The 950-nt window shown below is 49.5% G+C and carries 1 protein-coding gene; it reads left to right on the top strand.

Annotated elements, in window-relative coordinates; translation table 11 throughout:
* Positions 1–950 (top strand): tandem-95 repeat protein (locus AB4274_RS04250; RefSeq protein WP_372111116.1); only part of this gene is annotated, 950 nt, incomplete at both ends.

The following is a 950-nucleotide window of genomic DNA, read 5'->3' as shown; positions in this document are numbered from 1 at the left end:
GGTGGCGACGGTATTCTTACTGATAACGGTAATGGTACGTACACCTTTGCTCCGAATGAAAACTTCAATGGCGACGTCAACTTCGGCTTCGATGTCTCTGACGGCACCGATACGGTCTCTGCAAACATCGACGTAAGCGTAACTGCCGTTGATGATGCGCCTGTATCGGGTGACCTAGCGTACTCAATCGACGAAGACGGTTCGATTCGTCTAAGCCAAGAGCAGCTTCTATCGCAAGCTTCTGACGTAGAAGGCGATGACCTAACAGCTAGCAGCCTAACGGTTGACGGTGATGCAACAGTCGTTGCTAATGATGACGGCAGCTTCACCATCACGCCAGATGAGAACTTCAACGGTGACATCGATATCAGCTTCGATATCTCTGATGGTACTAACACCGTTCAAGCTTCAGCTGACCTAACCGTTAACCCAGTTAACGACCTGCCAGCCCCTCAAGATCAACAGTTCAGCGTTGAAGAAGATGGCACGTTGATCTTCACCGATGCTGACCTGTTAACCGGTGCTACTGATATTGAAGGCGACAACCTAACTGTTGAAGGTGTGACCTACGATGGCGGTGACGGTATCCTTACTGATAACGGTAATGGTACTTACACCTTTGCGCCAAACGAGAACTTCAATGGTGACGTAAACTTCGGTTTTGATGTGTCTGACGGCACCGATACGGTGTCAGCAAACATCGACGTAAGCGTAACAGCGGTTGATGATGCGCCTGTGTCTGGTGACTTAGCTTATTCAATCGATGAAGACGGTTCGATTCGTCTAAGCCAAGAGCAGCTGCTTTCTCAAGCATCAGATGTGGAAGGCGATGACTTGACGGCCAGCAGCCTAACGGTCGACGGTGATGCGACAGTTGTAGCTAACGACGATGGCAGTTTCACGATTACGCCAGATGAGAACTTCAATGGTGACATCGATATCAGTTTCGA

It is taken from the genome of Vibrio sp. 10N.261.55.A10, from assembly GCF_041470825.1.
Lineage (GTDB): Bacteria > Pseudomonadota > Gammaproteobacteria > Enterobacterales > Vibrionaceae > Vibrio > Vibrio crassostreae_C.
The sequence above is the reverse complement of the archived record's forward strand: the minus strand, read 5'-3'. Positions and strand labels throughout refer to the sequence as shown.